This is a genomic window from Synechococcus sp. R5-12, from assembly GCF_047502655.1.
Taxonomy (GTDB): Bacteria; Cyanobacteriota; Cyanobacteriia; order Thermostichales; family Thermostichaceae; genus Thermostichus.
Window position 1 is genome coordinate 1 of sequence record NZ_JANSIM010000192.1, and the last position, 6,141, is coordinate 6,141.

The following is a 6,141-nucleotide window of genomic DNA, read 5'->3' on the forward strand; positions in this document are numbered from 1 at the left end:
TACGGGTACAGTGCGGGGCTCCTGCGATTTCTAGCTGAAAGCGCGGGGACAACTTCGCCTCAGTTCGGATCCCTACTGGGTCGAGCGGGTGAACCGCATTGGCCAACGGGTGGCCGCCCACAGCGAACGGCCCCATCTGCCCTACACCTTTCAAGTGGTGGAAGATCCCGACATCAACGCCTTTGCCACACTGGGAGGCTTTGTCTACATCACCACCGGTGCCCTCGCAGCCGCCGACAACGACGACCAGATTGCCGCCGTGCTGGCCCACGAGGTGGCCCACATCGGCGAACGCCACGGCCTGCAACAACTGCAGCAGGCTGCCACTGCCCAGTTTGGGGCTCAATTGTTGGGGCTCAACGACAGTACCCTGGCCGCTCTGGCCCTGGAATTGGGAGTACGGCGCCCGCAGAGCCGTGAAAACGAGTTTATCGCCGATGAAAAAGGTCTGGGGGCAGCCTATCGCGCCGGGTTTGACCCGCAGGGCATGCCGCAATTTTTGGCCAAGTTGCAATCCCGCGGATCTGTGCCAGAGTTCCTGCGCACCCATCCCCCCGTCTCGGAGCGCATTGCCCGCCTCAACCAGCTCATCATTCAGCACGGCATGGTCAGCCCAGCCGGTCAGACCGTTCCACTCCGCGGCTCCGGCGGCTCCATTTGGCCCTCCGGATCCCCCGAACAAACCCAACGCACCGAGATTGAGATCCTGCCGCTACTCCCTGTCCTGCCCTAACTCGGCCCAGGGGGATCTCTTCTGCCCAAGACCGGCTGGATGGCTCCCTGTGTTTCTTTGTCAGGGACAGTTACTGGTGGAGCTGTGCTTCACAGCAAAGGCAGACCGCGTAGTCTCCGCAACTGGTTGAGGTGGGCCGGGCAATCACAGCCGAATAGGGCAACAGCTGCGTTGCTTTCTTCAAGGGTGAACTCTAGGAAAGGAGGCTCTGTCACCTCGACTTCAGCCCAGGACTCCGTCTCGCCAACACGAGCGGATGGGATGGGATCCTTCTGCTCGGGAACAAGAAGAGGATGTCTCCACGGCAGAGAACGGGAGCGGACAACATTCAGGTCAAATGGGGACGCGTCCAGGGTAGAAGCTCGAGCTGCAGGAGCAAACCAAAGCAGCAACGCCCACAGAGCCGGTGCCGGCCACCTTGCCCAGCGCCAATAGGAATAGGGGATCCCTGCCATAGACTTTGCTCACTCACTCCAGCCTTAGTGTACCGTCCGCTTTGGATTTTGCCAGGGGGTGGCTGGAGCGAAGAGGACGTCATAGCTGCGCAACGCTAACGCGACTGGCCGGCATCGTCTCAGGAACCGTTGGGTCACAGCCGGCGGATCCCATGCCAAACTTTGGTTTAGAATATTTTTAGATTCGAGATTCAGTCTCACTCATTTGAACTTGGGGAGGCCAACCTTTAGCCTTGCCAAGGATATCCCTCTTCTGCAGCGCTCCACTGGGATCTAGCTTCCTGCCCTTTCCCGTCCTGTTTTGTTCATTATCTCTACCAACTCAGGAGTTTCTTATGGCCGTTCCAAATGGTCATTCCGGCACGCTTCCAGAGCAAGAGGCTTCTTCTATGGGAAAGGACGCCCTCCCGCTAACGCAAACGGGTAACGCTCTAAACCTGGCTCCCCTGCCTGCTGATGGGGCCTCTGCGGCTGCTCAGATGCCGGTACTGCTGGAGGAGAAATCCGGCCCGCCCGTGTTTCCCAGCCCTGTCAAGTTCAGCGAAATTGAGATTGACCACCGTCCGGTTGGGGCTTCGACCCTGAAAGTGGTGGATTACTATGCCGACGGACGTCCAGTTACTGCTGCAACTCTCAAAGTCGTGGACACTTGGGGGGAGGGACGCCCAACGGTTGCCTCTGGCGCCAAATTCATCCATGACCCCGCGCTCAATCGGCCGATAATGGCCGATGGCCTGAAAATTGCCAAAACCTTTATGGGCAATCGCCCCATTGAGGCCAGCCCCCTCAAGGTGATGCGCTAGCCCGGATCCCCAAGGTGGGCCAGGGATCCCCTTGCTAACCTGGGTTGGGGCACATCCGGTTAGTGATCATGGAGATCCTGGCAGTTCTCTTGGGGCTGTTGGCGGGCTTGGGAGGAGGAGCGGGCTATCTGGCGGATCAGACGGCGCGGCAGCTTTTGCTGGATCAGTTGGATCGGGCAGAGGTTTTGGAGGTGCGCATCCAAAGCCAGCCCAATTACCGACTGCTGAATGGCCAAGCGGATCGCCTGCTGATTGCCGGTCGCGGGCTCTATCGAGCGCCCTTTCCCCGCATCGAGCTTCTGGAGCTGGAAACCGATCCGGTGGCAATTGACCCCTCTTTTTTCCAGGGGGCTCCCTTGCGCCTGGCGCGACCCCTGCAAGCGGCGGTACGGGTGTTGGTGCGGGAAGAGGACTTGAATGCTGCCCTCAACATGCCAGAGGTGCTCCGCCAGTTTCAGGATCTCCGCGCCGATCTGCCCTTTGGGGGAGCTGGAAGGGAAGCTCGCCGTTTTGATCTGCGTCAGCCTCGAGTCGAGTTTTCGGATCCCAGCCGCATTCAGCTCTCTGCCCTCTTGGTGGAGAAAGACGGCGGTACTGAGCAAAAGGACTCCGTCCCGCTAACGCGAGCAGTGGAGGTGGTGTTCAACGCTGGGATCCGCGTGGAAGAAGGGCGCAGCCTAAAGCTGGAGAATCCGGAGTTTGTGATCGGTTCTGTGCGGGTTCCCGATGAGATCTCAGCAGCGTTTTTGGGCGGGCTCAATGAGGTGCTTGACCTGCAAGAGCTGGAAGAGATTGGGATCCTGATGCGGGTGCTCAGCCTAGAGATAGAGCCTGACCAGTTGCAGGTGATTGGGTTTGTGCGGGTGGAAGGGTTGGAAAGGACCTCGTCCCGCTAACGGGGATCCCCATTGAGCAGGGATGAGCTCCCCAGGGCTGCGCTCTAGCAGGAGAGCTGCTCTGTCAAACTGGATAAAGATCAGCCAGGCTGGAGATGGGATTATGGCCTTCGATTGGTTTCGCCGCCGCTATACCGACTCTACCGACTCTCCTGGTGAAGCGGAGTCTTCGCCACCAGCCCCCGCGCCAGCCACAGAACCGGCGGAGATCTCCCCGGAAGACTATTTGGCTTTTGCCAAAGCCGCCTATGCCAACCTGAAGGCCCGTGCTGCTGCCCAAGCCCCACCGGCAACCCAGGACTCTGTCCCACCTGCGCCAGCGGAAGGGATCCCTGCAGAATCCGTCCAGCCACAGCCACCGGCCTCGACTGAGGACTCCGGCCCACTTGCCCAAGCAGAACCCCGTGAACCCGTCCAGTCCTCCACTCCAACACAAGAACCAGCATCTCCAGAATCGCCCCCTGTGCAGCCGGCGGCAGCTCCCTCGTTTTTCGATCTGGCTCCCCGTGCTGCTGAGCGTCTCCAAGCCCTGCAAGCCAGCGCCGTGGATGAGCCCAAACCCGAGCCGGTGACTGCAGCCGTTGCTCCCTCTCCAGAGACGGGGCCGGAAGAGCTGGTCTTCGATGAGGGCTTCCGCTGGTCAGCCGAGATCTTGGCGGCTCAAGGGCGCAAACCGGAAGAGATTTCCGTTGAGGAAATCTCCTGGCTGCAAAAGCTGCGGCGAGGCTTGGGCAAAACCCGCCTTAACCTGATCAACCAGTTGAAAGCCCTGGTAGGCCGCGGCCCTCTGGATCAGAAGGCTGTGGAAGAAATTGAGGCCCTGTTGCTGCAGGCCGATGTGGGGATCGACGCCACCGAGCAGATCATCCAAGCCCTACAAAAGCGCATGCGAGAGGAGGTGGTGCCCCCAGAGGAGGCCGTCAAATACCTCAAGCAGCAGATGCGGCAGATGTTGACGGTGGGGAATCCCACCTTTGCCCCACAACGGGACACGCTCAACATTTGGCTGATTGTCGGGGTGAATGGGGCGGGCAAAACCACCACCATTGGCAAAATTGCCCATGTCGCCCGCAAGTCTGGATACCGCTGTCTGATTGCTGCTGCTGATACTTTCCGGGCTGCTGCTGTGGAGCAGCTCAAGGTTTGGGCAGAGCGAGCAGGGGTAGAGGTAATCGCCAATCCCTCTCCCAATGCCGATCCGGCAGCGGTGGTTTTTGACGCCATCACAGCCGCCAAGGCCAGGGGCACCGAGTTGCTGTTGGTGGACACGGCAGGCCGTCTGCAAAACAAGAAAAACCTGATGGACGAGCTGGCCAAGATCCGCCGCATCGTCGATAAAAAAGCTCCCGAAGCCAAGGTAGAAAGCCTTCTGGTGCTGGATGCCACCCAAGGGCAAAACGGGTTGCGCCAAGCCGAGGTGTTTGCCGAGGCTGCCAAGTTGAGCGGTGTGATCCTGACTAAGCTGGATAGCACCGCCAAGGGGGGGATTGCCCTGGCCATTACGCAGCAGATGAACCTGCCCATCCGCTTTATCGGCGCCGGCGAGGGGCTAGAAGATCTGCGGCCTTTTTCCAGCTACGAGTTTGTGGAAGCTCTTCTAAGCGAGTATTGAGGCACCCCCTCTCTGAGAAGGGCCATTGTGAAAGAGAGACACACAGATCCAGGCTTTGTTGGGCGTCGCCCCCGCTTTCTGCCCTGGAGTGCTGCAGTGGTGGGGGCAGGTTTGCTTTGGGCTTGGGGTGGGCACCGCTGGATCCAGAGCGGGTTGAACCTGGTTCGGGCGGGATCCACGCAGGATACAGAAGCTTTGCAGGAATTTGTAACCACCTTGGCTCAGGTGTTGTCGGGGGTGCTGGGCTTTACCCTCTCGGTGGTGGCCATTGTGGTGCAGTTGAGCGCGGATCGCTTCACGCCAAAGGTCACGGAGCTGTTTTTGCGCGAGAAAGTCAATTTCTACCTCTTCTTTTTCCTGATTTTGGCCAATGTGGTCAGTTTGTGGAGTTCGGCAGCCCTGGGCTTTTACGTTCGTGTTGGCGTTGCGGAGCAACACCCTCCAGGGTTGCTCGTCGGGCTGAATCTGCTGCTGGGCACAGCTTCGTTTTTGATGCTGATCCCCTACTTTCGCTTCGTGTCTCACTTTTTGCAGCCGGCTTCGATTATCCATCCCATTGAGCAGCAAGTGCGGCAGGCCATCCTGGGATCCCTTGCTTCCAGGAGATCAGGATCGGACTCCGGATCCAAGAGGGGCTATTTCTCCCGTTGTTCACTGCAACTGCGGCCTCGTCACGACAACGTTGTGCAGCAACAGCGATGCGCAGGAATACAGGGTGCCGTAGGCATAGCAACAGAGCAGCACTCTCCAATGGGCGAATGCTCGCCAGCTCATCAGCGCTGCCTCTCTGCCCTCGATGAGATCAAAAGCATCGCCACCAGTGCTCTCCGTCAGCAGGAGGGGAGCATTCTCCTGGAAGCCTTGGACAGCTTGAAGTCTCTGTGGGTCTTCTATGCCGCTCACAAAGCACAACTGCCCCCTGCCTGGTTTCTCCTTACTCCAGCTCTGTGGCGGGATCCGGACTTTGCTTCGGTGGATAGGGGACTCTTGAGCCAGATTGAGGCAGAGGGATCCTGGCTGGAGCTGAAGATACTGCGGCAGTATCAAGCCTTGTTTGCCGAGGGGCTAAACGGCATGCGCCAGGCAAGCACCCTGGTGGCCATTCACAGCCTGGAACTGGGGATCCGCGCCCTGGAAGCCCAACAACTCACGGTAGCGGGGTGGGTGATCAAGTTTTTCAATACCTATCTGCGGGCCGTCATCAACGCGCGAGACATCCGCAGCGGCTACAACCTGCTCAAGCAGTACCGCTTGTTGGCCGAGGCAGCCCTACAACACCGCCAGTCGGCTCTGGTCTTGCAGATTGTTGGCTACTTTCGCTACTACAGCTTAATTGCCTACAAAGCTGGCCTCTTTTTCCTATCGCGTAAGCGGGACGGAGTCCTTTCTGAAACCTTTGGCTTTGATCTGGGAATGTTGGCCCAGTCGAGCTGTGCTCTGGGCTCTGAAACAACGGAAGCCATTGTGCAAGCCTTGTTACGTCTGGATCAGGATCCCGAAAGCGAGCAACAGGAAACCACCCTGCGTGGGATCCGCAAAACCCAAGTCCGCTTGGCAGCCTATTTCCTCAGTCGTGGCCGGGAGGACTGGGCCAGGCTGTTCGCGTAAGCGGGACGGAGTCCTTTCGCGTAAGCGGGACGGA

The 6,141-nt window shown here is 59.1% G+C and carries 5 protein-coding genes; all 5 read left to right on the top strand.

The window, feature by feature from the left end; genetic code table 11:
• The first annotated feature begins 88 nt into the window (after window positions 1-88).
• On the top strand, window positions 89-733 hold the full coding sequence (locus tag NW843_RS10385; protein ID WP_414399624.1) for a M48 family metallopeptidase: 645 nt from the start codon (window positions 89-91) through the stop codon (window positions 731-733).
• Window positions 734-1,523: 790 nt separating this feature from the next.
• Window positions 1,524-1,991 carry a hypothetical protein gene (locus NW843_RS10390; RefSeq protein WP_414390857.1) on the top strand — a complete coding sequence of 156 codons (468 nt, stop codon included), beginning with the start codon at window positions 1,524-1,526 and terminating at the stop codon, window positions 1,989-1,991.
• A gap of 68 nt (window positions 1,992-2,059) precedes the next feature.
• Window positions 2,060-2,887 carry a DUF2993 domain-containing protein gene (locus NW843_RS10395; RefSeq protein ID WP_414522893.1) on the top strand — a complete coding sequence of 276 codons (828 nt, stop codon included), beginning with the start codon at window positions 2,060-2,062 and terminating at the stop codon, window positions 2,885-2,887.
• Window positions 2,888-2,990: 103 nt separating this feature from the next.
• Entirely contained in the window at window positions 2,991-4,499 is a 1,509-nt protein-coding gene (gene ftsY, locus NW843_RS10400; protein WP_414522894.1) for a signal recognition particle-docking protein FtsY, read from the top strand.
• Between the two features lie 27 nt (window positions 4,500-4,526).
• Window positions 4,527-6,107 (top strand): DUF2254 family protein, encoded by a 1,581-nt coding sequence (locus NW843_RS10405; RefSeq protein WP_414522895.1) that lies wholly within the window; start codon window positions 4,527-4,529, stop codon window positions 6,105-6,107.
• The last annotated feature ends 34 nt before the right edge of the window (window positions 6,108-6,141 follow it).